Annotated in this window: 24 protein-coding genes, 1 other RNA gene and 3 pseudogenes; 14 read left to right on the plus strand and 14 right to left on the minus strand. The window is 74.9% G+C overall.

Features of this window, described 5'->3' with window-relative positions:
• From IH61_RS47305 to IH61_RS0129655, 3 genes and pseudogenes are all read right to left on the minus strand, one after another.
• Positions 1–286 (minus strand): annotated as a pseudogene (locus tag IH61_RS47305) (hypothetical protein); the annotation flags it as partial.
• A 159-nt stretch (positions 287–445) separates the two neighbouring features.
• Positions 446–1,099: a class I SAM-dependent methyltransferase gene (locus IH61_RS0129650; protein ID WP_031075405.1), complete on the minus strand. Its 654-nt coding sequence runs from the start codon at positions 1,097–1,099 to the stop codon at positions 446–448.
• A 117-nt stretch (positions 1,100–1,216) separates the two neighbouring features.
• On the minus strand, positions 1,217–2,545 hold the full coding sequence (locus tag IH61_RS0129655) for a M48 family metallopeptidase (RefSeq protein ID WP_051838352.1): 1,329 nt from the start codon (positions 2,543–2,545) through the stop codon (positions 1,217–1,219).
• A 150-nt stretch (positions 2,546–2,695) separates the two neighbouring features.
• On the opposite strand from IH61_RS0129655, the gene IH61_RS0129660 reads away from it, so the two are divergent.
• On the plus strand, positions 2,696–3,778 hold the full coding sequence (locus IH61_RS0129660; protein ID WP_031075409.1) for an alcohol dehydrogenase catalytic domain-containing protein: 1,083 nt from the start codon (positions 2,696–2,698) through the stop codon (positions 3,776–3,778).
• 60 nt (positions 3,779–3,838) lie between these two features.
• Here IH61_RS0129660 and IH61_RS47910 read toward each other — a convergent pair whose 3' ends face one another.
• Entirely contained in the window at positions 3,839–3,982 is a 144-nt protein-coding gene (locus IH61_RS47910; protein ID WP_199823407.1) for a hypothetical protein, read from the minus strand.
• 250 nt (positions 3,983–4,232) lie between these two features.
• On the minus strand, positions 4,233–6,233 hold the full coding sequence (locus IH61_RS43325; protein ID WP_051838339.1) for an alpha/beta fold hydrolase: 2,001 nt from the start codon (positions 6,231–6,233) through the stop codon (positions 4,233–4,235).
• Positions 6,234–6,594: 361 nt separating this feature from the next.
• On the opposite strand from IH61_RS43325, the gene IH61_RS0129675 reads away from it, so the two are divergent.
• Genes IH61_RS0129675 through IH61_RS0129685 form a run of 3 tightly spaced genes read left to right on the plus strand, consistent with a single transcriptional unit; the run spans position 6,595 to position 9,336 of the window.
• The gene (locus tag IH61_RS0129675; protein WP_031075413.1) at positions 6,595–7,431 is read left to right on the plus strand and encodes a Nif3-like dinuclear metal center hexameric protein; all 837 of its coding nucleotides are present in this window, start codon (positions 6,595–6,597) and stop codon (positions 7,429–7,431) included.
• A 23-nt stretch (positions 7,432–7,454) separates the two neighbouring features.
• Entirely contained in the window at positions 7,455–8,198 is a 744-nt protein-coding gene (locus IH61_RS0129680) for a zinc ribbon domain-containing protein (protein WP_031075414.1), read from the plus strand.
• Positions 8,199–8,202: 4 nt separating this feature from the next.
• Positions 8,203–9,336: a bifunctional RNase H/acid phosphatase gene (locus IH61_RS0129685; protein WP_031075417.1), complete on the plus strand. Its 1,134-nt coding sequence runs from the start codon at positions 8,203–8,205 to the stop codon at positions 9,334–9,336.
• Positions 9,337–9,369: 33 nt separating this feature from the next.
• Here IH61_RS0129685 and yaaA read toward each other — a convergent pair whose 3' ends face one another.
• Both yaaA and IH61_RS41665 read right to left on the minus strand, forming a co-directional pair.
• Positions 9,370–10,155 (minus strand): peroxide stress protein YaaA, encoded by a 786-nt coding sequence (yaaA, locus tag IH61_RS0129690; protein WP_031075419.1) that lies wholly within the window; start codon positions 10,153–10,155, stop codon positions 9,370–9,372.
• A gap of 9 nt (positions 10,156–10,164) precedes the next feature.
• Positions 10,165–10,644 carry a DUF3995 domain-containing protein gene (locus tag IH61_RS41665; RefSeq protein ID WP_037973537.1) on the minus strand — a complete coding sequence of 160 codons (480 nt, stop codon included), beginning with the start codon at positions 10,642–10,644 and terminating at the stop codon, positions 10,165–10,167.
• A 93-nt stretch (positions 10,645–10,737) separates the two neighbouring features.
• On the opposite strand from IH61_RS41665, the gene IH61_RS0129700 reads away from it, so the two are divergent.
• From IH61_RS0129700 to rnpB, 4 genes and pseudogenes are all read left to right on the plus strand, one after another.
• Positions 10,738–11,037 (plus strand): hypothetical protein, encoded by a 300-nt coding sequence (locus tag IH61_RS0129700; RefSeq protein ID WP_031075425.1) that lies wholly within the window; start codon positions 10,738–10,740, stop codon positions 11,035–11,037.
• Between the two features lie 63 nt (positions 11,038–11,100).
• Positions 11,101–12,559: pseudogene (locus IH61_RS41670) on the plus strand (RNB domain-containing ribonuclease).
• A gap of 27 nt (positions 12,560–12,586) precedes the next feature.
• Positions 12,587–14,062 (plus strand): MFS transporter, encoded by a 1,476-nt coding sequence (locus IH61_RS0129710; RefSeq protein ID WP_037973538.1) that lies wholly within the window; start codon positions 12,587–12,589, stop codon positions 14,060–14,062.
• Between the two features lie 13 nt (positions 14,063–14,075).
• Positions 14,076–14,473: RNase P RNA component class A (rnpB, locus tag IH61_RS43340), an RNA gene on the plus strand.
• A 79-nt stretch (positions 14,474–14,552) separates the two neighbouring features.
• On the opposite strand, the gene IH61_RS0129715 is transcribed toward rnpB, so the two are convergent.
• A complete protein-coding gene (locus IH61_RS0129715; RefSeq protein WP_031075430.1) occupies positions 14,553–14,810 on the minus strand; it encodes a hypothetical protein in 258 nt (85 codons plus the stop codon).
• 70 nt (positions 14,811–14,880) lie between these two features.
• A complete protein-coding gene (locus IH61_RS0129720; protein WP_031075432.1) occupies positions 14,881–15,279 on the minus strand; it encodes an ACT domain-containing protein in 399 nt (132 codons plus the stop codon).
• 185 nt (positions 15,280–15,464) lie between these two features.
• Between IH61_RS0129720 and IH61_RS0129725 the strand changes: the two genes are divergently transcribed.
• Complete coding sequence (locus tag IH61_RS0129725; protein ID WP_031075434.1) at positions 15,465–16,109, plus strand: PadR family transcriptional regulator; 645 nt, start codon at positions 15,465–15,467, stop codon at positions 16,107–16,109.
• 73 nt (positions 16,110–16,182) lie between these two features.
• Here IH61_RS0129725 and IH61_RS0129730 read toward each other — a convergent pair whose 3' ends face one another.
• Positions 16,183–16,392 carry a hypothetical protein gene (locus IH61_RS0129730; RefSeq protein WP_063763298.1) on the minus strand — a complete coding sequence of 70 codons (210 nt, stop codon included), beginning with the start codon at positions 16,390–16,392 and terminating at the stop codon, positions 16,183–16,185.
• A gap of 438 nt (positions 16,393–16,830) precedes the next feature.
• Between IH61_RS0129730 and IH61_RS0129735 the strand changes: the two genes are divergently transcribed.
• Positions 16,831–17,523 (plus strand): bifunctional DNA primase/polymerase, encoded by a 693-nt coding sequence (locus IH61_RS0129735; RefSeq protein WP_031075438.1) that lies wholly within the window; start codon positions 16,831–16,833, stop codon positions 17,521–17,523.
• 18 nt (positions 17,524–17,541) lie between these two features.
• Here IH61_RS0129735 and map read toward each other — a convergent pair whose 3' ends face one another.
• Positions 17,542–18,387, minus strand: coding sequence for a type I methionyl aminopeptidase (map, locus tag IH61_RS0129740; protein ID WP_031075498.1), 846 nt, complete (start codon positions 18,385–18,387; stop codon positions 17,542–17,544).
• Positions 18,388–18,492: 105 nt separating this feature from the next.
• Between map and IH61_RS49040 the strand changes: the two genes are divergently transcribed.
• Positions 18,493–18,717, plus strand: coding sequence for a hypothetical protein (locus IH61_RS49040; protein ID WP_078911499.1), 225 nt, complete (start codon positions 18,493–18,495; stop codon positions 18,715–18,717).
• A gap of 84 nt (positions 18,718–18,801) precedes the next feature.
• On the opposite strand, the pseudogene IH61_RS0129745 reads toward IH61_RS49040, so the two are convergent.
• Positions 18,802–20,031, minus strand: a pseudogene (locus IH61_RS0129745) (MFS transporter); the annotation flags it as partial.
• A 109-nt stretch (positions 20,032–20,140) separates the two neighbouring features.
• The gene (locus IH61_RS0129750) at positions 20,141–20,746 is read right to left on the minus strand and encodes a hypothetical protein (RefSeq protein ID WP_031075441.1); all 606 of its coding nucleotides are present in this window, start codon (positions 20,744–20,746) and stop codon (positions 20,141–20,143) included.
• 47 nt (positions 20,747–20,793) lie between these two features.
• Here IH61_RS0129750 and npdG point away from each other — a divergent pair, with 47 nt between their 5' ends.
• Together npdG and IH61_RS0129760 are read left to right on the plus strand one after the other, a co-directional pair.
• On the plus strand, positions 20,794–21,507 hold the full coding sequence (gene npdG / locus IH61_RS0129755) for an NADPH-dependent F420 reductase (RefSeq protein ID WP_031075442.1): 714 nt from the start codon (positions 20,794–20,796) through the stop codon (positions 21,505–21,507).
• A 133-nt stretch (positions 21,508–21,640) separates the two neighbouring features.
• Positions 21,641–21,835, plus strand: a complete 195-nt coding sequence (locus IH61_RS0129760; protein WP_031075445.1) for a hypothetical protein — start codon at positions 21,641–21,643, stop codon at positions 21,833–21,835.
• 38 nt (positions 21,836–21,873) lie between these two features.
• Here the strand turns inward: IH61_RS0129760 and IH61_RS0129765 are convergent, their stop codons facing one another.
• Positions 21,874–22,650 carry a site-2 protease family protein gene (locus IH61_RS0129765; protein WP_031075448.1) on the minus strand — a complete coding sequence of 259 codons (777 nt, stop codon included), beginning with the start codon at positions 22,648–22,650 and terminating at the stop codon, positions 21,874–21,876.
• Positions 22,651–22,824: 174 nt separating this feature from the next.
• Between IH61_RS0129765 and IH61_RS0129770 the strand changes: the two genes are divergently transcribed.
• Positions 22,825–26,256, plus strand: coding sequence for an AfsR/SARP family transcriptional regulator (locus IH61_RS0129770; protein WP_037973539.1), 3,432 nt, complete (start codon positions 22,825–22,827; stop codon positions 26,254–26,256).
• Positions 26,257–26,292 lie beyond the last annotated feature (36 nt).

Genomic DNA, 26,292 nt, shown 5'->3' on the forward strand with positions numbered 1-26,292 from the left:
GGACCGGGGGGAGCGAGGGGGGCGGGGCGAGCCGGGTGGTCGGCGCGTCCTCGGGCTGGGCGGCGGGCTGGGCGACCGGCTCGACGGCGGGCTGGGGCGGCGGGGTGGGCCGAGGAGCCGCCTGGGGGGCGGAGGCAGGCGCGGGCGCGGGTTCCGGGGCGGCCTTCGGTGCGGGCACCGGCGCCGCCTCCGCCGCGGGCTGCTGCGCGTTGCGCACCCAGCCGCCCGCGCCACCGCGTGCGGTCGGGTCCCAGACCGCCGGTGCGGTGTTGTGCTGGTCCGTCATGTGCCGCTAGCCCCCGCCGTCCGCCGATGATCTGCCTGCTGAGCTGCTTGCCGAGCTGCCTGCTGCGCCGACACCGTACCGTTCGAACCCACGCCCGACAGCCCCGGCACGACGTTAGAGCATCGGTGCGGGGCTGCGCGGGGTTACCCGTCGGGAAGGTCAGGCGGCGGGGCGGCGCAGGACGCGCAGCGAGCCGGTGACCGAGACCTCCTCGAAGCCCTCGGCGAGCGCCCGCAGGTACACCCGGTACGGGGCCTGGCCGCCGTCCGCCGGGTCGGGGAAGACGTCGTGCACCACGAGCAGGCCCTCCGGTGCCAGGTGCGGGGCCCAGCCCTCGTAGTCGCCCGTCGCGTGCTCGTCGGTGTGCCCGCCGTCGATGAACACCAGGCCCACCGGGCGGCCCCACAGCGCGGCGATCCTCGGCGAGCGGCCGACCAGCGCCACCACGTGCTCCTCCAGCCCGGCGGCGTGCAGGGTCCGGCGGAAGCGCGGCAGGGTGTCCATCAGCCCGACCTCGGGGTCGACCAGCGTCGCGTCGTGGTACTCCCAGCCGGGCTGCTGCTCCTCGGAGCCCCGGTGGTGGTCGACGGTCAGCGCGACGGTGCCCGCCTCCCGGGCCGCCGCCGCGAGCAGGATCGCCGAGCGGCCGCAGTAGGTGCCGATCTCCAGCACCGGCAGCCCGGTGCGCCGGGCCGCCTCCACCGCCGCCGCGTACAGGGCGAGGCCCTCGTCCACCGGCATGAACCCGGTGGCCGCCTCGAACGCCGCCAGCACCTCGGGCGCCGGGCGGGCGCTCTCCAGCAGGTCGGACATGCGGTGCTCCTCGGGATCGTGCGGTGGACGGACGTGCTCGGACCCTACTCGACGGTAGCGGCGCGCGGCGCCGGTGGGCGGTCCGGGCCGTCCCGGCGGTCCCGGTGGTCCCGGCCGTCAGCCGGCGAGCAGGGCCGCGGCGATCCGGGCGCGGTGCGGGGCGATCTCGGCGGCGACGGCCGCGGCCTCCTCCGGCCCGGTCCGGACGGCGGCGGGCTGCTCCGGGCCGTGGCCGAGCAGGGCGAGCCGCAGGTGGGTCGGCGGGTGGGAGCCGTCCACGGCGGTGCGGTCGAGGGTGTTCCAGCGCAGTAGCCGGTCGCGCTCCACGGCCGGGATGGAGGCGAGGTGCTCGCGCATCCGCTCCCAGAGCAGGTCCGGGTTCGGGGCGTCGGTGCGAGCCGTCTCCGCGGACCGTACGCCGCGGCGGCGGACGATGCGCGGGCCCCGGCCGCCGCCCGAGCGGGCCCGGGTGAGCGCGACCTCGGCGGAGCCGCGAAGGAGCAGGGTCGTGAGCAGGCCCCGGGCGGCCTCTGTGCCGGCCGTGCGCGCGGCCAGGGAGTCCGCGAGGTACTCGGCCTGCTGGCCGGCCCGGGAGGTGAGGCCGTCGAGCAGCTGGACGGCCTGCAGCAGCAGCCAGGCCAGGGCCTTGAGCAGCAGGTCGGCGATCATCTCGCCGACCCGGACGAGCAGGGTTCTCACGCCGAGGTGGAGCCGACCCGGGCGGGCCAGGTCGTACCAGGTGGCGAGGGTGGAGATCGCGGTGCCGAGCCAGAACGAGCGGCGGTTGTCGCCGTTGACCCGGTGCCCGAACTCGTGGCCGAGCAGGGCGATGCGCTGCTGGTCGTCCAGGGCCTCCCACAGCGGCAGGCCGAGCGTCAGAACGGCCCTGCGGCGCAGCCCGACGACGCCGAAGGAGGCGTTGAAGTCGTCGTCGAGGACGATGAGGTCCACGCGCGGGGCGCCGACCTCGGCGGCGACCCGGTCCGCCAGGCCGTACAGGGCGGGCGCCTGCTCGCGATCGAGGACGCCCTCACCGCGGGGCACCCGGCCGAACCGCGGCCGCAGGACGACCGCGAAGACCAGCAGGACGCCGCCCAGGCAGCGCTGGACCGTGTTGCCGGCGACGAGCAGGGCCAGCGAGCCGAGGAACAGGGCGGCGGTGGAGAGGTGGACCAGGGTCGCCGCGGCGGAGGCGAGCAGCCACTCGCGGCGCGCGGTGGGGGAGGTCCCGGCGGCGAGCTCCCGGTGGAGCCGGTCGGCCCGGGCGGCGGCCGCGCGTTCGTGCCGGGTGGGCTCGGGCCGCTCGGGGCCGACGTTCCAGTCGCAGGTCGGGCACCAGAACGCGAAGCGCGGGTCGGTGGTCAGGCCCGCGCCGCAGCGGGGGCAGGGCTCGGCGGCGGCGGCGTCGGCCGGGGCCGGGAGGACGGGGGAGCTGGGCTCGGTCACGACGGTGATCATGGCAGTCGCGGCCGACACATGTCCTGGCGTCCTGCCGTTTCCGGTGACTGGAACGCGTTCTAGTCCGTGCGCGGGCGGCGTGCCAGAATCGGCCCGACCCTCGCCCGACGCACACCAGGCACCCCCGGGAGCAGCCCCATGCGCGCAGCCGTCCTGCACAAGACCGGCCAGGACATCCTCGACGTCCGCGAGGACGTGACGGCGGTCGGCTTCGGCCCGGGCACCGTACGGGTGCGGATGCGTGCCGCCAGCCTGTGCCACTCCGACCTGTCCGCGATGAGCGGCGTCCTGCCGCAGCCGGCGCCGTTCGTGCCCGGGCACGAGGGCGCGGGCGAGGTGGTCGAGGTCGGCGAGGGCGTCGCGGGCCTCGAACCCGGGGACCGGGTGGTGCTCTGCTGGATGGCCCCCTGCGGCCGCTGCGCCCACTGCGGGGCCGGCCGGGGCCACCTGTGCGTGGCCAGCCTGCGGCGGCTCGGCGCGCCCGGCTTCCAGCTGGCGGAGGACGGCACGCAGGCGTCCGGGTTCTACGGCACCGGGGCGTTCGCCGAGGAGGTGGTCGTCGCCGCCGACGCCGTCGTCAAGGTGCCGGCCGACCTTCCGTACGAGGTCGCCGCGCTGATCGGCTGCGGGGTGACCACGGGCATCGGCGCGGCCGTCAACACCGCGCGGGTGGAGCCCGGTTCGTCCGTCGCCGTGATCGGCGCGGGCGGGGTCGGGGTGGCCACCGTCCAGGGCGCCAGGGTGTGCGGCGCCGCGCGGATCACCGTCGTCGACCCGGTCGCCTCGCGGCGCGAGCGGGCGCTGGCCTTCGGTGCCACCGAGGCCGTCGCGCCCGAGGAGCTCAAGGCCCTCGCCAAGTCCCTGCCCGGCGGCGGCTTCGACTACGTCTTCGAGGCGGTCGGCCGCTCGGCCACCGTCCGGGCCGGCTACGACGCGGCCCGGCGCGGCGGCGCGGTGGTCGTCATCGGCGCGGGGGCGCAGGACGACCTGGCGCAGTTCACCATGGGCGAGCTGTTCTTCAACGAGAAGCGCCTGCTGCCCTCGCTGTACGGCGGGGCGACGGTGGCGCGCACCATCGCCCTGGTCGTCGACCTGTGGCGGGCCGGGCGGATCGACCTCGACGGCATGATCACCCACCGGGTGGCGCTGGCGGACGTGAACGAGGCGATCGCGCAGATGCGCAGCGGCGAGGCGCTGCGGACGGTCGTGACCCTGGGCTGAACGTGCGAGGGCCCGTCGGGACACCACAGTCCCGACGGGCCCTCGCACGTGCCTCCCGGTTCAGCCCCGGTGGTCGGCGGCGCGGTGCCGGCCGTGCGGGTCGGACTGGGGGCTGTCGTCGGCGGCGGAGCCGCCACGGTGGCGACCGTGCGCCACGGTGTCCTCGGCGGTCTTCTCGTCGGCGTGGGTGAGGGTGTCGGACATTCGGAATCGTCCCCGTGTTTCGTGCGGATGGGTGCAGGTCATCGGCGCCCGACCGGCGCTGTGGCGCGCACGGCCAGGTCCCCGAGCGGGCGCTCGGTACGCGCCCGCAGCCGGTGATCGCGGCCCTTGGAGCGGCCGGCGAACCCGGACACCATAACGGCCGGGCCGGACGAGATCCTATCGAGATCGCCCTACAGCCCCGGCGGAGCCTGAAAGGGCGTGTCACCGGCTGGGCCTCACGGCCGCGGGCTCAGCCCGGGCGGGCGGTGCGGAGGAAGGTGGCGAGGAGTTCGTGGAGGACGGCTCCGCCCTCCTCGGCGAGGAGTTCGTGGCCCGCGCCCGCTGCCTCGACGTAGCGGAAGTCCTCGCCCTCGACGCGGCCGATGCGGAGCAACTCGTGGCGCAGGGCGCGGGACTGGGTGACGGGTACGACCTGGTCGTGGTTGCCGTGCACGATCAGCAGGGGGGCGCCGATGCGGTGGGCGAGCTGCAGGACGTCGCGCGGGCCGCGGCCGTCGGTGACGGGGTCGCCGCCGCCGAGGCGGGTGGTGAGCGCCTGTACGGGGGGTGCGGCCTCGGCGAGCAGGCGGGCGCCGGACAGGAAGGGGGCGACCACCGCGCAGCGGGACACGTGCTCGGCGGGCGCGTGGGCGGAGGCGAGCAGGGCGAGGAAGGCGCCGTAGCTGACGCCGAAGAGGGCGGGGGGTTCGAGGCCGAGTGCGGCCCGCTGCCCGGCGATGCCGTCCAGGAGGTGGAGGACGTCGTCGAGGTCGGGCCCGCCCCAGGCGCCGCGGATGGCCAGGGCGTGGGCGACGCCGTAGCCGGTGGAGCCGCGCTGGTTGGGGGCAACCACGGCGAGTCCCTCGGCGGCCATCCGCTGCAGGGCCGGGTCGAACTCCAGCCGCCACGCGTCCGCCGGGCCGCCGTGCAGGGCCAGGACGAGGTGCGGGCTGCTCAGCCAGGCGTCCCCGCCGTACACCACGGCCTCCAACGGGCCTGCCGGGCCCGCGAGTTCGAGGCTCTGCGCCGGTCGCCAGCGGCCGCCGTCCCCGGGCGGGGTGCTGCCGTCCAGGCGCCAGCCGGCGGGCGCGGTACGGGCGGCAGCGGCGGTGCGCACGCCGCCGGGCTGCCAGGGCGGGACGGTGTTCCGCCAGGGGCCGGGAAGGCCGGAGCCGAGCGGGGCGAGCTGGAGCGGCAGGGGCATCGGCCCGGTGGCGGCCGGGGCGGGGCCGTGGGAGAGCAGCGCGTCCACGTCCAGGGTGGCCAGGGCGGCGGGGTGGTCGGGCGAGGAGTACGGCATCCGCAGCCCGGCGCCGCTCCAGTGCCCGACCGCGCCGAGCCGGCCGGGCGGCACCGGCAGCCGGTCCAGCCGGTTGAGGGTGGGCCGCCACAGGGCGAGCGCGGAGGCGGCGCCGTGGTCGATCTGCACCGCCACCCGGGGGCCGTCCGCGGCCTGCCGCAGCGCGACCGGCTGCAGGAACATGCCCGCCACGTGCAGGCATTCGGGGAAGCGCAGCGGCTCGCCGCCGCCGAGCACGCCCCAGCCGAGCCGGTCGGTGCCGGGGGCGTCGCTGCGGACCATCGCGAAGCGGCTGTCGGGGTCGAACAGGACCAGCCGGTCGTTGCTGCGCTCGCCGATCTCCAGCAGCGGGGTGGTGACGCCGCTGCGCAGGTCGAGCGCCACGCTGCGGACCAGGCCGTCGCCGATCCGGTCCAGGGCGAGCAGGGCGCCCGTGCGGTCCAGCCAGGTGCCGCCGCCGTGGAGCCCGGGGATCTCGGCGACCGGTTCGGGCGCGCTGCCGTCCGTCCGGATCAGCCAGGCGGTGGTGGCCGGGCGGGTGTCGCTGCCGAGCGCGACGGCGACGGGGGCGTGGGGGTCGGCCGGGGTGGGCGCCGGGAGCGGGAGGAGACGCAGCCCGGGGATGCGCAGCGTCGCCAACTGCTGCTCGAAGGCGGCCGGTTCGCCGTAGGAGAGGCGTACGAGGTCGTGCCGGTCGCCGTCGTGCCGGCAGACCAGCACCGAGCCGTCGGCGAGCGCGACCAGTTGCGCGTGCAGGCTCTCCGAGCGGTGGCCGGCCAGCGGCAGCGCGGCCGGGACGGCCGGGCCGCCGTCCGCAGGGAGGCGCCAACTCTCCACGAACCAGCCGCCGTCGGCGGCGGAGGCGAGGCAGGCGGCGTGGCTGCCGTCGCCCGCGAAGCCGAAGCCGAGGCGGCGCAGGGCCTGGGCGGCCAGGGTGGTGGCCACGTTCATGACCCGTCCCTTCGTCGTCTCGGCTGCCGGACGCGAGCCCTGGGGGCCCGGGGGTCCGGGCCCCCAGGAGTCCGCGGCAACTTCCGTTCGCAGGACAGAAGTTAGTTTCGAGAGAATCGGCGGCTCAACGCAGATCCGGTCACTTCACTCGTAAGGGTGATCCGGGGGTGGTTTCGAATTCGTACGAGCACGTAACTGTGCGCATCGGGCGGCGGGCACCCCCGCGCACAGGTTGACGCCCCTCCCCGCGCCCCGCCGAGCACCCGTACGCGCGGGGCACCCGCGTCCGAACGACGTCCGCCCGAGTCCCCCGGAATCGGCCGAGGCCCGACCGCCCCCACGCGCACGGTAGTCTCGACTGGTGCCGAAACTGTCCGACGTCATCGCCGCCCTCGAAGAGGTCTACCCCCCGCAGTGGGCGGAGTCCTGGGACGCCGTCGGCCTGGTCTGCGGAGACCCTCAGGCCGAGGTCGCCCGCGTGATCTTCGCCGTCGACCCCGTCCAGGCGGTCGTCGACGAGGCCGTGGCGTGGGGCGCGGACCTGGTGGTCACCCACCACCCCCTCTACCTGCGCGGCACCACCAGCGTCGCCGCCACCACCTTCAAGGGCCGGGTGGTGCACACGCTGATCACCAACGGTGTCGCCCTGCACGTCGCGCACACCAACGCCGACCACGCCGACCCGGGCGTCTCGGACGCCCTCGCCGAGGCGGTCGGCCTCGAGGTCACCGGCCCGCTGGTGCCGGACCCGACCGACCCGCTGGGCCGCCGGGGCAGCGGCCGCATCGGCCTGCTGGATCCCCCGCTGACCCTGACGGCCTTCGCCGCCCGCGTCGCCGAGGGCCTGCCCGCGACCGCCGCCGGCGTGCGCGTCTCCGGGGACCCGAACCGGCTGGTGAGCCGGGTCGCGGTGTGCGGAGGCTCCGGCGACTCCTTCCTCGCCGACGTACGGGCCGCCGGCGTCGACGCCTACCTGACGGCCGACCTGCGCCACCACCCGGCCTCGGAGGCATCCGAGGCCGCGCCGGTCGCCCTGCTCGACGCCGCGCACTGGGCCACCGAGTGGCCCTGGCTCACCCTCGCCGAGCGCGCCCTGCGTGCCGCCGCCGACGAGCGCGGCTGGACGGTCGAGACCAAGGTGTCCCACCTGGTCACCGACCCGTGGACCGCGCACGCCCCCATGTCCTTCCCCGCCTGACCCGATTCACAGGAGCCTTCCGCTTGAACGCCGCGCCCGCCGACCAGATCCGCCTGCTCGACCTCCAGGCCATCGACTCCAAGCTCGACCAGCTGGCCCACCGGCGCCGGGGACTGCCCGAGCACGCCGAGATCGAGAAGGTCACCGCCGACCACACCGCGCTCAAGGACCTCGTCGTCGCCGCCGAGGCCCAGCAGGGCGACACCACCCGTGAGCTGATCAAGGCCGAGCAGGACGTCGAGCAGGTCCGCGCCCGCTCCGCCCGCAACCAGCAGCGCCTGGACTCCGGCGCGGTCACCTCGCCGAAGGACCTGGAGAACCTCCAGCACGAGATCGGCTCGCTGGCCAAGCGCCAGGGCGACCTGGAAGAGGTCGTGCTCGAGATCATGGAGCGCCAGGAGAGCGCCAGGACCCGCGTCGAGGAGCTGGGCGCCCGCCTGGAGCACTCCACCGTCGTGCTCAAGGAGGCGGAGGCCCGCCGCGACGCCGCCTTCGCCGAGATCGACGGCGAGGCCGAGAAGGTCCGGCGCGACCGCGAGGCCGTCGCCGCCGTCATCCCGGCCGACCTGCTCAAGGTCTACGCCAAGCTGCGCGAGACCCAGGGCGGCGTCGGCGCGGCCCGCCTCTACCAGCGCCGCTGCGAGGGCTGCCGCACCGAGTTCTCCATCACCGAGCTGAACGCGATCAAGGCCGAGCCGGCCGACAAGGTCGTCCGCTGCGAGAACTGCTCGCGGATCCTGGTCCGCACCGCCGACTCGGGCGCCTGATCCCGTGGCGGCGCGCTTCGTCGTCGAGGCGGACGGCGGGTCCCGGGGCAACCCGGGGCCGGCCGGCTACGGCGCGGTGGTCCGGGACGGGGACACGGGGCAGGTCGTCGCCGAGGCCGCCGAGTTCATCGGCCACGCGACCAACAACGTGGCCGAGTACCGGGGCCTGATCGCGGGCCTGCGGGCCGCCCACGCCCTCGACCCCGAGGCGAGCGTCGACGTCCGCATGGACTCCAAGCTGGTCGTCGAGCAGATGTCCGGCCGCTGGAAGATCAAGCACCCCGACATGCGCCCGCTCGCCGCCGAGGCCCGCGAGGTCTTCCCCGGCGGCCGCGTCACGTACGGCTGGATCCCGCGCGAGCGCAACAAGGACGCCGACCGGCTCGCCAACGAGGCCATGGACGCCGGGCAGGCCGGGCGGCAGTGGGAGCCCCGAAAGCCCGTCGCGGTGCCCGGGGAACCGCAGCCGGAGACCGCCGCCCCCAAGGCCGGCTGGGCCGCCCCCGCCGACCTCGGCACCCCCACCACCTTCGTCCTGCTGCGCCACGGCGAGACCCCGCTCACCCCGGAGAAGCGCTTCTCCGGCAGCGGCGGCAGCGACCCGGAGCTCTCCGACAAGGGCCGCTGGCAGGCCGAGCGCGCCGCCGAGGCCCTGGCCGCGCGCGGCAGCGTCCAGGCCGTCGTCGCCTCCCCGATGCTCCGCACCCGGCAGACCGCCGAGATCGTCGCCGCCCGGCTCGGCCTGGACGTCCGCTACGAGGACGGGCTGCGCGAGGTCGACTTCGGCGACTGGGAGGGCCTCACCTTCGCCGAGGTGCAGCAGCGCCACCCGGACGACCTGACGGCCTGGCTCGGCTCCACCAAGGCCAGGCCGACCGGCAGCACCGAGAGCTTCGCGAGCCTCACCCACCGGGCGGGTGTCGCCCGGGACAAGATCCTCGCCCGGTACGCGGGGAAGACGGTGCTGGTGGTCTCGCACGTCAGCCCCATCAAGACCCTGGTGCGACTGGCGCTGGGCGCCCCGCCGGACTCGCTGTTCCGGATGGAGCTGTCCGCCGCCTCGATCTGCGCCGTCCAGTACTACGCGGACGGCAACGCCTCGCTGCGGCTGCTGAACGACACCTCGCACCTGCGGTAAGCCTTCTCGGCTCGGCTTCGGCTCGGGTTCGGCTCAGTGCACCTCGGTGACCACCACGTCGAGCTGCCAGGCCCTGCGCGCCGTGCCCTCGGCCGCGAGCTCGACGTGGTGGCCCAGCTCCCGCAGGGCGTCCATCAGCTCGCCGGGCGTCTTCGGCTCGGCCCCGGCGGTCAGCAGGTCCCGGACGATCCGGCCCTTGGTCGCCTTGTTGAAGTGGCTGACCACCGTGCGCCTGCCGTCCCGCTCCTGGAGCACCCGGACGGTCGCCGTACGGGAGGCCACCTCGCCGGCCGGCTTCCACGCCGCCGCGTACGCGGAGCTGCGCAGGTCCAGCACCAGCCCGTCCGCGACCTCCGGAAGCACGGACGCCATCGCGCTCCGCCAGTACGCCCCGAGCGCCCCCGGGCCGGGGAGTTTCACGCCCATCGAGCAGCGGTACGACGGAATCCGGTCCGAGACGCGCACCGCGCCCCAGAGACCGGAGAAGACCAGCAGCGAGCGCGCCGCCCGGTCCTGGGCGGCGTCGTCGAGGGTGGCCAGGCCGAGGTTGTCGAACAGCACCCCGGTGTACACCTCGGCCGCCGGACGGGCCCCGGCCGTGAGCAGCCCGGCGTTCTTCGCGATCTCGCCCCGCAGCCCGGGCGTCAGCCCCAGCACCCCGGCGGCGGCGTCCTCGTCACCCCGGCAGAGCTCCACCAGCGCGTCCAGCACCGCCGCCCGCGCCGCCGTCAGCCCCGGCAGCGACAGGGCGCCGAGCGCGACCGGCGCACCGTCCCCGGGCGCGGCCTTGCCCTCCGACGGCGGCAACAGCACCAGCACAGCGGCTCCTCAACAATTCGTGGCAGCAGAACCCCGCCACCCTACTGCCGCCGCGCCGGCCCCCAGAGCCAGACAGAGCGGCGAGTAGTAGCGCCGGTCAAGCCGCCGGAACCGCTCCGAGCGCTCGACCACCGTCCCGAACAGCGTCAGTCCGCCGACCCCGCGCGCCAGCATCACCGCCGACACCGCCCGCACCCCGGCCCGCCGCATCCGCGCCGGCCCCACGGCGGGCACCACCCCGGCCTCCGCCGCCACCAGGTACGAGGCCGCCCCCAGCAACCCCGCCACCCCCAGGCAGGCCGCCGCCGGCGGCACCCCCTCGCCCGCTCCCACCACCGCGTCCGCGAACTCCTCCGGCGTCCGCAGCGGCCACGGCGTCACCGCCCACACCCCGTGCAGCGCCCCCACCACCGCCAGCGCTCCCGACACCGCGACCCCGCCCGCCCTGACCACGTCCATCGCCCGGAAACCCCCTTCGTCCACGGTCACCCACCCCCACCGTACGAGCCCTTACGCCCGGCAAACCCGTTGGGCCGCGCACCCCCGCGCCACTACCGTGAGCTAGCGAGGAGAGTGAACGCCATGACCCTGCGCCCCCTGAACCTGGTGCCCGGCGACGACGACGCCGTGGAGGAGTCCCTGCCCGTGCGGCTGCCCGCCGGCCTGCCCGCCGAGACGCGGCAGGCGCTGGAGTTCGCCGTGCGCGCCGCCGCCGAGGCCGTGATGGCGGGCCGGGTGCGGGTGACGGAGGCGCCGGCCGGGTCGGACACCACCGAACTCGCCTTCGACGTCCGACAGTCCGAGCTCCCCGAAGCCCTCACCGACCCCCGGCCCACCCGCGCCGACCGCCGCGCCGCGATGGTGGTCCGCATCCGCGCGTAAGGTCCGCGCGTAAGCGTCCGCGCCTCCGTCCGGAATCACCCGATTCGCCCTACGCTGGCGTCCATGCCTCGCCGAAAACTGCGCGTCAAGGCCGCCGACTCCGCCCGGATCAACACCGAGCTCGCGGAGCTCCGCACCCGCCTGGAGATCCACACCGAGTGGCCCGAGGCGGTGCTGGCCGAGGCGGAGGAGGCGGCCGAGCGCCCCCGGACGCCCGAGCTGGACGCCACCGACCTGCCGCTGTTCACCGTCGACCCGCCCGGCTCCCGCGACCTCGACCAGGCCATGCACCTCACCCACCGCCCCGGCGGCGGCTTCCGGGTGTACTACGCGATCGCCGACGTCGCGGCCTTCGTCCACCCCGGCGGCGCCATCGACACCGAGGCCCGCCGCCGCGTCGAGACCCTCTACTTCCCGGACCACCGCATCCCCCTGCACCCCGCCCGGATCTCCGAGGACGCCGCCAGCCTGCTGCCCGGGCGAGCCCCGCCCGGCCCTGCTGTGGCAGCTCGACCTCGACGCCGAGGGCGCCCTCGTCCTCGCCGACCTGCGCCGCGCCATGGTCCGCTCCCACCGCCGCCTGGACTACGCCGCCGTACAGCGCGCCGTCGACCTCGGCGGCGCCGACGAGCAGCTCGCCCTCCTCGCCACCGTCGGGGGCCTGCGCGAGCAGCGGGAGCGCGAACGCGGCGGCGTGAGCCTGCCCGTGCCGGAGCAGGAGGTCGAGGAGACCCTGCACGGCTACGTCCTCGGCTACCGCGCCCCGAGCCCCGCGGACGGCTGGAACGCCCAGATCTCCCTGCTCACCGGCATGGCCGCCGCCGAGATGATGCTCGACGCGGGCATCGGCCTGCTGCGCACCCTGCCCGCCGCGCCCCCCGCCGCGTACGAGCGGCTGCGCCGCATCGCCGCCGCCCTGGACGTGGACTGGCCGCAGGCGCTCCCGTACCCGGAGCTGATCCGCTCCCTCGACCCGGACGCCCCGCTCGACGCCGCCTTCCTCAACGCCTGTACGGGCCTGCTGCGCGGCGCCGGCTACCAGGCGTTCGACGAGTCCCGGGGCCTGCCCGCCCCCGCCGACCCGGGCCACGCGGCGATCGCCGCGCCGTACGCGCACTGCACCGCTCCGCTGCGCCGTCTCGGCGACCGGTTCACCCAGGAGGTGTGCGCGGCGGTCGCGGCGGGGGAGGAGGTGCCGGCCTGGGCGCGCGAGGCGCTGCCGGCCGTACCGGCGCTGATGGCGAGCGGGGACCGCAGGGCCGCCGAGGTCGAACGGGCCTGCGTGGACCTGGTGGAGGCGGAGCTGCTGGCGGGCCGGGAGGGCGAGGGCTTCTCGGCGGTGGTGATCGACGTGGACGGGAAGCGGCCCGGCACCGGCACCGTCCAGCTGCGCGAGCCCGCCGTCCGGGCCCGCTGCGACGGTGCGCCGGCGGGCGCGGCGCTGCCGCTCGGCCGGGTCATCGACGTCCGGCTGACGACGGCCGACCCGGCCACCCGGACGGTCCGCTTCGCCGCCGTCTGAACCGGACGGGAGTGGGAGGATCTGCCTGTGCCCGACGCTCCCGCCACCCCACGCCGCCGCTTCCTCGTCCTCGCGATCTGCTGTCTGAGCCTGTTCATCGTCGGCCTGGACAACACCGTCGTGAACATCGCCCTGCCCTCGATCCAGAAGGACCTGGACGCCCCCGCCTCCGGGCTCCAGTGGATCATCGACGCCTACACCCTGGTCCTGGCCTCGCTGCTGATGCTGTTCGGTTCGGTGGCCGACCGCTTCGGCCGCCGCCGGGTGTTCCTGATCGGCCTGTCCTGCTTCGCGCTCGGCTCCCTGCTGTGCAGCCTCGCCCCGAGCCTGGAGTGGCTGGTGGCCTTCCGCGCGGTGCAGGCGGTCGGCGGCTCGATGCTCAACCCGGTGGCGATGTCGATCATCACCAACACCTTCACCGACCCGAGGGAACGGGCCCGGGCGATCGGCGTCTGGGGCGGGGTGGTCGGCATCTCGATGGCGCTCGGTCCGCTGGTCGGCGGCTTCCTGGTGGACGGCGCCGGCTGGCCGTCCATCTTCCTGATCAACGTTCCGGTCGCCCTGCTGGCCATGGCGCTGACCCTCCGTTACGTCCCCGAGTCCCGCTCGCCCCGCCCGCGCCGGCTGGACCCGGTGGGCCAGCTGCTGATGGTCGTCCTGCTCGGCTGCGGCACCGCCGCCATCATCGAGGGCCCCGGCAACGGCTGGACCTCCCCGCTGATCCTCGTCCTCGCCTCGGCCGCCGTTGCCGCGCTGATCGCCTTCCCGCTGTGGGAACGCAGGGTCGCCGAACCGCTGGTCGACCCCCGCTTCTTCGCCAGCGCGCCGTTCACCGGCGCCACCGTCACCGCGGTCTGCGCCTTCTCGGCGCTCGGCGGCTTCCTCTTCCTCAACACCCTCTACCTCCAGGACGTCCGCCACTACGGCCCGGTCGAGGCGGGCCTGTGGACGCTGCCGATGGCCGGGATGATGCTGGTCTGCGCGCCGCTGTCCGGACGGATCGTCGGCGGCTGGGGCCCGCGCCTGCCGCTGGTCGCCGCGGGCCTGGGCCTCGCCGCCAGCGGCCTGCTGCTCACCCGCCTCACCGCCGACTCCCCGGCGGCGCTGCTGCTGGCCGCGTACGCGCTGTTCGGCTTCGGCTTCGGCATGGTGAACGCGCCGATCACCAACGCCGCCGTCTCCGGCATGCCCCGCGCCCAGGCCGGCGTGGCCGCCGCGGTCGCCTCCACCAGCCGCCAGGTCGGCCAGTCGCTGGGCGTCGCGGTGATCGGCACGGTCGTCACCTCCGCCGTGGTCGGCCCGATGGCGACGGGCTTCGCGCCGGCCAGCCACGCCGGCTGGTGGATCCTGGTCGGCCTCGGCGCCGCCGTCCTCGCCCTCGGCCTGCTCACCACCACCCCCTGGGCCACCGCCACCGCCGCCCGGGTCGCCGCCCGCCTCGGCGGCGAGCCTCCCGTCGCCCGCCCCGACGTACGGCAGGCCCCGCCCGAGCGGCTACGATGACCACTACGGCGGAAGAGCCGGCCGGGCGGTCGCGACGGGTCCCAGACCCGCCGAGGAACGTCCGGGCTCCACAGAGCAGGGTGGTGGGTAACGCCCACCCGGGGTGACCCGCGGGACAGTGCCACAGAAAACAGACCGCCCACCGCTCAGGCGCGTGGGTAAGGGTGAAACGGTGGTGTAAGAGACCACCAGCGACCGGGGTGACCCGGCCGGCTAGGTAAACCCCACCTGGAGCAAGGTCAAGATCGGTGCCCTCGGGCGCCGTGCGCGGATGTTCGAGGGCTGCTCGCCCGAATTCGCGGGTAGACCGCACGAGGCTGTCGGCAACGGCAGCCCTAGATGGATGGCCGTCTCCCCGGGCCGCGCAAGCGACCCGGGTGACAGAACCCGGCGTACAGGCCGACTCTTCCGCCCCCTGGACGCTTCTGAACGATCGAAGGCCCTCCGGCCCGCGCACCTCGCGCGGGCCGGAGGGCCTTTTTTCACGCCCTTACGCCGGGTGGGCGCCGATGGCGTCGCGGATCTGGGTGCCGAGGCCGCCGTTGACGCGGGCGCAGTTGGCGCAGCAGAAGAACATGCCGGCGACTTCGACGCCGTGGCCGACGATGCGGACGTTGCAGTGTTCGCAGCGGGGGGCGAGCTTCTCCATGGCGCATTCGAAGCTGTCGAAGGTGTAGGTGTCGCCGGTGATCGTCTTGATCTCGAAGGCGAGCCAGTAGTCGTTCCCGCAGGTGACGCAGGTGGCCATCGGGGGTGCTTCCCTTCCAGTGGGTGCAGCGGCTGGTCCCAGTGTCGGAGGGGGAGCGGCGGGCGGCCACTCAGACGGAGCGGGTGGAGAGGTCCTCCAGGGCGCGGACGGCGCGGTCGGCGTCGTCGGCGTTGACGAAGAGGTGGTCGTGGTGGAAGCCGGCCACCACGTTGCAGCTGATGCCGTCCTCGGCGAGCCGGGTGGCGACGGCGGCGGTGAGGCCGACGGCCTCCAGGGCGGAGTGGATCTGCAGGGTGATCCAGGCGGCGACGTACTCGTAGCGCAGGCCCAGCGCGTCCGCCTCCTCCTGGGCGACCACGACGGTGACCCCTTCGGGCTCGGCGACGGTCACCACCGGGCGCATTCCGGCGGGCACCTTCGCGGGGAGCGTGCAGTAGACGTACCGCCCGGGGTTCAGCAACGGGCGCATGCCGCGCAGGAGTAGCGCGAGATCTCTTTCACCGGCCATGCCCGTCACCGTAGCCGCTGCGCGGCGGCGGCGCGCGGATCGACGACATATCGGTAGCGTTGACGGCGAGCGCTCACCGATATATCGTCGAGCTATCGAGACAGTGACTCGACTGTTTCGGGAAGAGCTGTACGAGCTGAACGAGCCGTACGAGAAAACGGGAGGTGGGCGCAGTGCGCTCAGGAATGCGATTTCGTGGAGAGGGCCCGCGCGGCGGAAGGCGCCGCGGTCCGGGGCCCGAGTTCCGGGGGATGACGGGGATGCCCGGGGAGGGGTTCGACGGACGCGAGGCGTTCGGCGGCTTCGGCCCGCCCCGCGGCGGCCCGTACGGGCACGGGTTCGGCGGGCACGGCGGCCGGCGCGGGGGACCGCACGGGCGACGGGGCGGCCGGGCGCGGCGCGGGGACGTGCGCGCCTCGCTGCTGGCGCTGCTCAAGGAGCGGCCGATGCACGGCTACGAGATGATCGCCGAGATCGCCGAGCGGACCGGCGGGGCCTGGCGGCCCAGCCCCGGCTCGATCTACCCGAACCTCCAACTGCTGGAGGAGGAGGGCCTGATCACCTCGGAGACGGTCGGCGGCAAGCGGCTGGTCTCGCTCACCGAGGCGGGCCGGGCCGAGGCCGACGCCGGTCAGGCGGAGCCGTGGGCCGAGGCGGGCCGGGAGGTCGACTGGGCGGCCGTCCAGGAGGTCGGCCAGGCGCTGGCCGCCGTGGACCAGGCGATCCGGCAGGTCATGACCACCGGCACCGAGGCGCAGCGCACCAAGGGGCTCGCGGTGCTGACCGAGGCCCGCAAGAAGCTGTACCTGATCCTCGCCGAGGACGACTGACCCCGGAACGGGTCCGACGGGGTGTCAGCGGGGATCGGCGGGTGTCAGCGGGTGTCAGCGGGGATCGGCGGTGTCAGCCGGAGGCGGCCTCGTCGTACTCGTAGCGCCAGAACCAGCTGAGGCCCCGCACCTGCTTGCTGCGGACGTACACCAGCGTGCGCTCGGGGGAGTCGCCGTGCGCGGGGACGGGGACCTTGTACTTCTTGGGCACACCGAGCATCGGGCCCAGGGGGATGGGGAGGACCTTCCCGTCCAGGGGGCCGCCCACGAATTCGGTGTCCACACTCTTCACCCCTCCAGGGTCTCATCCCGCGCGAAACGCGAAGGCCCCGTGGGGCTCGGGGGGAGCCGGCGCGGAGCTCGGGGGGAGGGAGTGTGACCGGAGAGGCACCGCCCCCGGTCATCCGGAGGCGCCGCGCACCCTTATCCTTCCTGTTACGCCCTCGGGGTTCACCCCGGGTCAGCGGGCCCGTACGGGCCGGGCGGGGCGCGCGTCGGCGCGCCCTCCGGCCGTCACCGGCGCGGACAGCGTGCTGCCGCGACAGGCGTACCGAGACCCGGGCGTCGGCCGTCCGGTGACCCCGGTCAGCGGCCGGCGGGGCGCGGACAGCAGGGCCGAGCACCGCTTCGGGAAGCACCGGCGGGTGCCGTGCGTTGCGTTCCAGTGGTACGTCGAACGCCGTCTCGCACGGGGGCACGGCAGTTGCGCGGAAGGGGCCCGATGGAAGCCGGCAACAGGTGGACGACCTGGTGGCAGAAGCGTGATCGTCAGCGGACCGGGGACGCGGACGGGCCGGCCGCCCGGCTGGACCAGCTGCTCGGCGCGGTGCGCGCGGGCTTCCCCGTCGCCCCCGCCGCCCACCCGGCCGGATACCGCTGTTCCTGCGACCGGGTGGCCTGTCCGGCCCCGGCGCGGCACCCGGTCTCCTTCGCCTGGCAGACGCAGGCCACCACCGATCCCGAACAGGTCTCCCGCTGGCTCGCCCGCGACCCGCAGGCCAACTTCGTCACCGCCACCGGCCGGGTCCACGACGTGCTGGACGTCCCGGCGGAGGCCGGACGGCTGGCGCTGGAACGGCTGACGGCGCTGGGCGTCGAGGGCCCGGTCGCCGCGGTCGGCGAGGACCGCTACCTGTTCTTCACCACCACCCGCACCCCGCAGGACGAGGACGAGTGGTGGGACAGCGCGCTGGACTCCACCCCCGACACCGACTCCGAGCACCCCGGCATGCGCTGGCACTGCCGCGGCTCGTACACCCTGCTGCCCCCGGCCGCCCTCCCGGACGGCTCCCAGGTGCGCTGGCTGCGCGGGCCCGACCTGCCCCTGCCGGACCCGCTGCGCGTCCTCGACGTGCTGACCGACGCCTGCACCGAGACGGGCGCCGTCGCCGAGGAGCAGTGGATCATCGGCTAGGGCGCCCACCGGGTGGGGTCACGGCAGGGTGAGGATCTCCGCGCCGTCCGCCGTGACCACCAGGGTGTGCTCGAACTGGGCGGTGCGCTTGCGGTCCTTGGTGACGACCGTCCAGCCGTCCGGCCAGATCTCGTAGTCGTACGTGCCCAGGGTGAGCATCGGCTCGATGGTGAAGGTCATGCCCGGCTTGATGACCTCGGTGGCCCGCTCGCTGTCGTAGTGAGGGATGATCAGGCCGGAGTGGAACGACGTGTTGATGCCGTGTCCGGTGAAGTCCCGCACCACGCCGTAGTCGAAGCGCTTGGCGTAGGACTCGATCACCCGGCCGATGACGTTGATCTGACGGCCCGGCTTGACGGCCTTGATCGCCCGGTTGAGGGACTCCCGGGTGCGCTCGACCAGCAGTCGCGACTCCTCGTCCACATCGCCCACCAGGTAGGTGGCGTTGAGGTCGCCGTGCACCCCGTGGATGAACGCGGTGACGTCGATGTTGACGATGTCGCCGTCCTGCAGCACGGTCGAGTCCGGGATGCCGTGGCAGATGACCTCGTTGATCGAGGTGCAGACGGACTTGGGGAAGCCCCGGTAGCCGAGGTCGGACGGGTAGGCGTCGTGGTCGCACATGTACGCGTGGGCGACGGCGTCCAGCTCGTCCGTGGTCACGCCGGGGGCGATCAGCTTGGCCGCCTCCTCCATCGCCCGGGCGGCGATCCCGCCCGCGATCCGCATCTTCTCGATCGTCTCGGCGGTCTGCACCTCGGGCCCGGTGTACGGCGTCGGCGCGGGCTTGCCGACGTACTCGGGGCGCGCGATGTGCGCCGGGACCTTGCGGGTGGGGGACTGGATGCCGGGTTCGAGAGCCATGGCGGCGAGTCTAGTCGTGACGCTCGGGCCGCCCGGGCGGTGTGCGGAGGGGCTCGCGCCGGGGAATGATCGGTAGCGACCCCTATGTCTGGACGGGAGAGCGCCATGCCCCTCGGATTCCACCGCAGGACCACCGGCAAGCCGGGCGAGTGGTTCTACTGCATCAAGCACGCCAAGGTCGAGGAGGGCCCCGAGTGCCCCGCCAAGGACCGCCTCGGCCCCTACTCCACCCCCGAGGAGGCCGCCCGCGCCCTGGAGACGGCCGCCGAACGCAACGAGGAGTGGCGCGAGGACCCGCGCTGGAACGACGAGGGCCCGAAGCAGCCCTAGTGCCGCGTCAGGCAACCTTCGCCCCGTCGCGACGCCCGGCACGCACTCTCGCCGCACCGGCCGAAAGCCCAAGTACGTCCAGTACGAGGACTTCTCGTCGTAGGCGAGGAGCTTCGGCAGGGCGGCGGCGACGGCGAGGACGGCGGCGACGCAGGCGAGGCCGCCGGTCCAGACGGCGGCGCGGGCGCCGACGAGGCCGGCCATGGTGCCGGCGCGGACCTGGCCGAGCTGGGGGCCGACGGAGAAGCTGAGGAGCTCGACGCCGGCCATCCGGCCTCGGACCTCGTCCGGGATGGACTGGTTCCACATGGTGGAGCGGGCGATCCCGCTGATCTCGTCCGCGCCGCCGGCCAGGGCCAGGCCGAGCAGCACCACCCAGATGTTCCCGGTCAGCCCGGCCAGCGTCATCGAGGCGCCCCAGGCGACGGCCGCGACCACCAGCAGGCGGCCGTGCCGGTGGACCCGGGAGGTCCAGCCGCTGGTCGCCCCGATCAGCAGGGCGCCCACGGCGGAGGCCGCGTACATCGGGCCGAGCGCCCAGTCGGCGCCCAACTCCGAGGCCAGGAAGGGGAAGACGGCCACGGGGAAGGCGAACAGCATGGCGCAGACGTCGATCGCGTAGGTGCCCAGCAGATCCTTGCGGCTCCACGCGTACCGGATGCCCGTCAACACGGCCCGTACGGACGGCCGTTCGGCCCCGGTGGCGGGCGGTACGGCCTTGATGCGGACGAGCAGCAGCAGCGAGACGGCGAAGGTCAGCACGTCCAGCGCGTACGCGGTCTGCACCCCGGAGAAGGCCACCACCACACCGGCCAGCGCCGGTCCGGCGATCGAAGCCACGTTGTGGTACAGCGACTTGAGGGCGAAGGCGGCGCTCAGGTGCTCGTGGGCGACGAGCCTCGGCAGCAGCGAGTCCAGGGCCGGGCGCTGGAGGCCGTCGCAGGCCGCGACCAGGGCGGCGACGACGTAGATCGGCCAGAGCACCGGGTGCGGCAGCAGGGCGTTGAGCAGCAGCAGGCCCGCGAGCAGGCCCAGCGCGGCCTCGGAGCGCAGCACCAGTTTGCGGCGGTCCAGGGCGTCGGCCAGGGCCCCGCCCCAGAGGCCGAAGACGATCAGCGGAACGAGCTCGACGGCGCCGATCAGGCCGACGGCGAACGAGGAGTCGGTGAGCTCCTTGATCTGCATCGGCACGGCGACGAAGGTCAGGAAGCTGCCGAAGCTGGTCACGCAGCCGGAGATCCACAGGTGGCGGAAGTCGCGGGAGGCGCGCCAGGGGGACAGGTCCGGGGCGAGGGAGCGCAGCGTCGTGCGCAGGCGACCGGTATGGGGCGGTTCGTCGTCGTTCACGAACGACCATCCTCGGACGGCGGTTCCGCCGCCCGCAACGGGTTTTTCGCCAACCACTGACTCACCAACTACTGACTCACCAGCGGCTGATCGCCGGCCCCGCCGTCAGCCGCCCCGCCACCTCGGCGAGCCTGCCGAGCGCCGACCGGCGGGCGGGCGGCTCCCCGGCGGCGGCGCTGACCAGGTGCTGGGCGAGGTCGAAGGGCTCCTCGGCGGCGGTGCCCACCCCCAGCCGCTCGTGCGCCAGGCCCCCGAGGTCGCCCGGCTCGCCGGGGGCCGCGCCGTCCAGCGCCAGGACGGTCGCGCCCTGGCGCCGGGCGTCCTGCACCCGCTCCAGCAGCGGCACGCCCGCCGTCGAGGGGGCCACCACCAGGACGGTCGCCCCGCGCCCGGCCGCGGCGAGCCGGCCCAGGCCGTACGCCAGGTGCGCGGGGGCGCCGGCGGGCGGACGGTGGCGCAGCAGGGTGGGCGCCAGCCGGGGGACGGCCGACCAGGCGGCCTCGTCCTCCAGGTGGGCGGCCAGGTGCCAGGGCTCGTACGCCTCGGTGCCGACCAGCAGCAGATCGCCCGCGCCGCGCCGCTCCACCGAGCGCCGCAGCGAGCCGGCGAAGCCGCCGACCGTCTCCAGCCAGCCGGTTCCGGCCAGCCGTTCCCGCAGTGCGGTGACCCTGAGCGCGTCCATGCGGCCCAGGATGTCGCGCCCGGCACGGGGTTTGGGAGGATCGGGCCATGACTTCCCTCGATTCAGCGACAAACGCCCCGAAGCCCTCCGCCCGCGAACTCCCGGACGTCTCCCAGCTGGTGGTCGGCGTTCTCGGCGGCACCGGCGACCAGGGCCGGGGCCTGGCCCTGCGGCTGGCCAGGGCCGGCCAGCAGGTGATCATCGGCTCCCGCGACGCCGCCCGGGCCGAGGCTTCGGCGGCCGAGCTCGGCGGCGGAAGCCTCGGCGTGCGCGGCGCCGACAACGCCACCGTCGCCCGGGAGAGCGACGTGGTGATCGTCGCGGTGCCCTGGGACGGCCACGCGGCCACGCTGAGCGCGCTGCGCGAGGAGCTGGCGGGCAAGATCGTCGTCGACTGCGTCAACCCGCTCGGCTTCGACAAGCAGGGCGCCTACGCGCTCAAGCCGGAGGAGGGCAGCGCCGCCCAGCAGGCCGCCGCCCTGCTGCCGGACTCCCGGGTCACGGCCGCCTTCCACCACCTCTCGGCGGTGCTGCTCCAGGACGAGTCGGTGGAGCGCATCGACACCGACGTCCTGGTGCTCGGCGAGGAGCGGGCTGCCACCGACGTGGTGCAGGCGCTGGCGGAGCGCATCCCCGGCATGCGGGGCGTCTTCGCGGGCCGGCTGCGCAACGCCCACCAGGTGGAGGCGCTGGTGGCCAACCTGATCTCGGTCAACCGCCGCTACAAGGCCCACGCGGGGCTGCGGATCACCGACGTGTGACAGGACGTGCGACACCCGCGGGGTGTGTCGGCCTCACCCCTGGACGGGCTCCGGGGGTGAGGTCGGCGACAATGGGTCCCGGCCGTGACCCGGCCGATCGACCCGGCCGACCCCCGCCCGAGGAGCCCCCGCCATGCCCCGCACGTCCCTGTTCGCCCTGACCGTCGTCGTCCTCGCGCTGGCGGCGACCGTGATCTCGGCGCTGAACGCGTTCTGGCTCGGCCTGGTGCTGTGGCCGCTGCTCGCGGGCGTGGCGAGCAACGTGATCTGGCTCAACCGCCGCCGGACCAGGATCCTCGAGGCGTCCGCCGCGGCCCAGCAGGGCTAGATCCCAGCAGGGCTGGGCCGTGAGCCGAAAGACACGGCCTAGACCTGGGTCCAGAAGCGGAACAGCTGGTAGCCGAAGCTCGCGAAGGCCCCGTTCGCGCCGAACAGGTCCATCACGCCGTACACGGCGTCGTAGAAGACGCTGCGCACCTGCGGCTGCCACAGCAGCGCGAATACCGCGATCACGCCGTACGGCGCGAAGGGCTCGATCGCGCGCCGGGTCTGGTACGACAGCCAGGGCTCGACGATCCCGTAGCCGTCCAGGCCGGGCACCGGCAGCAGGTTCAGCAGCGCGGCGCTGATCTGCAGCAGGCCGAGGAAGGACATCGCGGAGACCAGGCCCAGGCCCGTCACCCAGCCCGCGCCGACCGGGATCAGCAGCGCCGCCGCGAAGACCAGGTTGGTCAGCGGCCCGGCCGCCGAGATCAGGCTGTGCTTGAGCCGCCCCTGGATGCGGTGGCGCTCGATCCACACCGCGCCGCCGGGCAGGCCGATGCCGCCGAGGATCACCATCACGATCGGCAGCACGATGCTGAACAGCAGGTTGGTGTACTTGAGCGGGTTGAGCGTGAGGTAGCCCTTGGCGCCGACGCTGATGTCGCCGCCGTGCAGCGCGGTGCGCGCGTGGGCGTACTCGTGCAGGCACAGCGAGACGACCCAGCCGGACACCACGAACAGGAAGACCCCGAAGCGCAGGTTGCCGTAGCCGGTGGACACGGCCCAGGCGGAGGTGCCGAGGACGGCGAGCAGCACCCAGAACACCGGGCTGATCCGGCGGTCCTCGCTGCGGGAGCGCTGCGTGGAGGCGAAGGTCATCTCTGGGGGCTCCGGGTGCGGGGTGACGGGGGTCGGGTTCGATCATGCCGGGCGGCGTGGGGGCCGGACAAGCCGTTCCCGGTGAACGTCCGAGGCCCCCGCCGGGTTCCGCCCGCGACGAGGGGCACGCACAATTGTGCGCCCGCATGCCCGCGGATCGACCAGAATGGTCCGGTGCACTACGGCATCCTCGGCACCACCACGGCCCACCACGACGACGGCACACCGGTGCCGCTGGGCGGCGCCCGGCTGCGCGCCCTGCTCACCGCACTGGCCCTGCGGCAGGGCCGGCCCGTCCCGGCGGACGTCCTGGCCGACGAGGTGTGGGAGGCGGAACCGCCGCAGGACGCCTCCGCCGCCCTGCAGACCCTGGTAGGCCGGCTGCGCCGCACCATCGGCCGTGACGAGGTCGGCTCCGGCCCGGCCGGCTACTGGCTGACCTCCTCCGCCACCGACCTCGCCGAGTTCCAGCGGCTGGGCACCGAGGGCCGCCGGGCCCTCGAGGCGGGCGACCACGCCCTCGCCGCCGAGCGGCTGCGCGCCGCCCTCGCCCTGTGGCGCGGCCCGGCCCTGGCCGACCTGCCCGACCGCTCCGGCCCGGCCGCCCGCCTGGAGGCCCAGCGGGAGGAGGCCCGCCGCCACCGGATCACCGCCGACCTCGAGCTCGGCCGCGCCGCCGACCTGGTGGCCGAACTCGCCGAACTCTGCGACCGCCGGCCCTCGGACGAGCCGCTGCAGCAGCTGATGCTCCGGGCGCTGCACCTCAGCGGCCGCACCGCCGAGGCGCTGCGCCACTACGAGCGCACCCGGCACGCCCTCGCCGAGGAGCTCGGCGTCGACCCTGGGCGCCAACTCCAGGACCTGCACGCCGAGTTGCTCGCCTCCACCGAGATGACGGGCGCCGAGAGGGCGGGCGCCGAGAGGATGGGAGCTGAGAAGACGGGCGCCGAGAGGGCGGGCGCCGAGGAGCCGCTCCCCGCCGGCGGGCCGGTCGGCCGGCGGATCGAACCGCCCGCCGCGCCCAAGCCCCCGCGCCCGGTGGGCAATCTGCGCGGCCGGCTGACCAGCTTCGTCGGCCGCGAGGCCGATCTCGCCACCGTACGGAGCCTGCTGGCGGACCGTCGGCTGGTGACCCTCATCGGCCCCGGCGGCTCCGGCAAGACCAGCCTCTCCGTCGAGGCAGGCCGCGCCGAACAGCCCGGCGGCGCCTGGCCGGACGGCGTGTGGATCGCCGAACTCGCCCCGCTGGAGAGCCCGGAGGCCGTCCCCGCCGCCGTGGTCGCCGCGCTCGGCCTGCGCGACCTGGTGCTGCACACCAGCGTGGTCTCCGAGGTGATGGAGAAGCGCCCCGAGGACCCGGTGCGCCGCCTGGTCGAGCACTGCGGCCACCGCCGGATGCTGCTCGTCCTCGACAACTGCGAGCACCTGATCCAGGCCGCCGCCGAGCTCGTCGCCGTCCTGCTCGCCGAGTGCCCGGGCCTGGCCGTGCTCGCCACCAGCCGGGAGCCGCTCGGCGTGCCCGGCGAGACGGTGCTGCCGGTCGAGCCGCTGCCCGACCCGGTGGCCCTGCGGCTGCTGACCGAGCGCGCCGCCGCCGCCCGTCCCGGCTTCGACCCGGAGAGCGACCCGCAGGCGTGCGCCGAGATCTGCCGCCGCCTGGACGGGCTGCCGCTGGCCATCGAACTGGCCGCAGCCCGGCTGCGGGTGATGACGGCCCGCCAGATCGCCGACCGGCTCGACGGCCGCTTCGCCCTGCTCACCGCCGGAAGCCGCACCCTGCTGCCGCGCCAGCAGACCCTGCGCGCGGTGGTCGACTGGAGCTGGGACCTCCTGGGCAAGCGCGAGCGCGCGGTGCTGCGCCGCCTCGCGGTGTTCACCGGCGGCTGGCAGCTGGAGGACGCCGAGGCGGTCTGCGCGGACGACTCCGAGGTGGCCCCGGAGGACGTCGCCGACGTGCTGCTCTCCCTGGTCGACAAGTCCCTGCTGGTCGCCGACCTGGACGACGGCGGTGGCCTGCCGCGCTACCGGATGCTGGAGACCATCCACGAGTACGCGGCCGAGCGCCTCGCCGAGTCCCCCGCCGAGCGCGCCGCGACCGAGGCCCGCCACCTGCACCGCTTCCGTACGGTCGTCGCCAGCGCCGACCAGGCCGTCCACGGCCACGGGCAGCTGCGCTGGCTCGGTGTGCTCGACCGCGAGCAGGACAACATCCGCGCCGCCCTGCGCCGCGCGATCGACCTGCGCGACGAGCAGCAGGCGCTCGTCCTCGTCCTCGGCCTGGCCTGGTACTGGGGGCTGCGCGGCTACACCCGGGAGGCCCGGGGCTGGTACGAGGCCGTCACCGCGCTCGGCGGCGACCCGTTCGCCGACGACGCGCCGACACCGGTGCCGCTGGACCGCAACGTCCTGGAGTACGAGCTGCCGATGCCCGCAGGCGTGGTCGAGGAGGCCCGCCGCCTGCTGGCCATGTTCCGGCTGATAGGGCTGTTCGAGGGCAACCTCGAGGTGCTCGGGGACCCGAAGGCGGTCCGCCTCGCCCGCCGCCTGCTGGAGGTGTACGGGCCGGAGCTGCCGCAGTCCTACCGCTTCCCGGCGCTGATGCGGGTGTTCGCGGCGTTCCTGGCCGGCCGGCTGGAGCTGATGCGGGACCTCCTGGACGACGCCGTGCGCGGCAGCGAGATCCACGGGAAGCCGCACGACCTGGCCTTCGTCCTCCAGGTGCGGGCCAAGGCCCTCAACGACTGGCCCGACGGGCAGGACCAGAGCCTGCGCGACCTCGACCGCTCGCTGGAGATCTTCGAGCGGGCCGGAAACCTCTGGGGGATCTCCCAGGCGCTCTCGGCCCGCGGCGAGGCGCTGGCGAACCGGGGAGACACCGAGGGGGCGACCGCCGCGTACGAGCGGGCCATCGAGATCGCCGAGCGGCTGGGCGCGCCCCAGGAGGTGCCGATCCTGCGGGTGCAGCTGGCCAGTGTCCTGGTGGAGCGGGACATGGCGGCCGGGGAGCGGATGATCCGGGAGACCATGGCCGGGCTGGCGGGGCCGGCGGCGGACCAGGCCACCGTGGGCGCCGTCCTGCTCGGCCACCTGACGCTGTGCGGCATCCACGCCTACCGCGGCGAGTTCACCGAGGCGCTGGCGGAGCTGGAGTCGCTGGAGGTGACCAGGGTCGGGTTCTTCGCCCCGGGCCTGACGGCCGGACTGCTGACCACCGCGAAGGGCTGGGTCACCGCCCGGTCGGGCGACGCCGACACCGGCTTCGCGCTGCTGCGCGAGGGCTGGCGGCTGGTCCGCAGCGTGGACTCGGTCTCCGGCTTCGCGGAGCAGATGACGGTGATGCTGGTCCCGGCCGTGATCGGGGTACTGCGCGCCCTCGCCGAGGCCCATGAGGACGATGAGCGGGCCCGGACGGCGGCGCTCCTGATCGGCGCCCAGAGCGGGATGAAGGGCCCCAAGGGCGGCTACCTGGAGCGGCACGAGCGCGACCGCGCCATCGCGGGCCTGCGCGCCCGGCTGGGGGAGGGGACCTTCGAGGCGGTCCGCGCGGAGGGCTCCGTCCTGAACCACCGGCAGACCCAGGAGTTGCTGGCGGAGATCCTCGACTGACGGCCCGTCGAGGCGCCCGGGGTCTGCCCGGGAACG

This window comes from Streptomyces sp. NRRL WC-3742 (assembly GCF_000720635.1).
GTDB lineage: Bacteria > Actinomycetota > Actinomycetes > Streptomycetales > Streptomycetaceae > Kitasatospora.